Below are 952 nucleotides of genomic sequence, written 5' to 3'. Positions count from 1 at the left end.
GGCTGCCCCAGGTAGCCTCGCGCCACGCTGGCGCCGCCGATGTACAGCTCCCCCACCGCGCCCAGCGGCACCTCGCGCTGCTGCGCATCCAGCACATACAGCCGCGTGTTGCTGATCGCCGCACCGATGTCCGGCGACTCCTGCCCCGCCTGCAACGCACCGGAGCTGGCCACCACCGTGGTCTCCGTCGGGCCGTAGTTGTTCACCAGCCTCAACCCCTGGGGCAGCGTGGCCGGCACCCGGCGCAGCCGCTCGCCGCCGGTCAGCAGCGTGCGCAGCCCCTGCGGCAACGGCCCTTCGGCCAGTGCCAGCTCCGCCAGCGGCGTCACCAGGAAGCTGCTGTCCAGCCGCTGGTCGCGCCACCACGTCAGCAGCGACCCCGCGTCCAGCCCCTCGCCCTGTTCGGTCAAGGGCGGGATCACCAGCGTGCTCCCGCTGGCCAGCGCCACCCACAGCTCCCAGCTGCTGGCGTCAAAGGCCACGCCAGCGGTCAGCGCGCTGCGGTGCCCCGTGCCCAGCCCGAAGCGGCCCACATGCCACTGCACCAGCTGCGCCAACTGGCGCTGCTCCACCATCACCCCCTTGGGGACCCCGGTGGAGCCCGAGGTGTAGATCACATAGGCCAGGCGGGAGGCCTGGCGCTGCTGCGGTGGCTCCTGTGCCTCGCTGGCCGGCAGCGGCTGCTCCAGGTCCAGCACGGGCGCTTCCGCCGTGTCGCTGAGCCTGCGCAGGCGCTCCTGCTGGGCCGCTCCCAGCGTCAGGATCGCCTTGGGCGCGCAGTCCTGCAGCGTCTGTGCCAGTCGCGCATCCGGCCACTGCGGGTCCAGCGGCACATAGCCCGCTCCCGCCAGCCAGCTCCCCAGCAGTGCCTGCACCCAGGCGATGGAGCGCGGCACGCACACCGCCACGCGGTCCTCTTCGCCCACGCCCTGCTGCGCCAGCCAGCCGCCCA

1 protein-coding gene is annotated in these 952 nt (G+C 73.3%); it reads right to left on the bottom strand.

Features of this window, described 5'->3' with window-relative positions:
* On the bottom strand, positions 1-952 hold a 952-nt coding region (locus H5407_RS23495; RefSeq protein ID WP_183106908.1), incomplete at both ends, for an AMP-binding protein.

This window comes from Mitsuaria sp. WAJ17 (assembly GCF_014174515.1).
Classification (GTDB): Bacteria; Pseudomonadota; Gammaproteobacteria; order Burkholderiales; family Burkholderiaceae_C; genus Roseateles_B.
The sequence above is the reverse complement of the archived record's forward strand: the minus strand, read 5'-3'. Positions and strand labels throughout refer to the sequence as shown.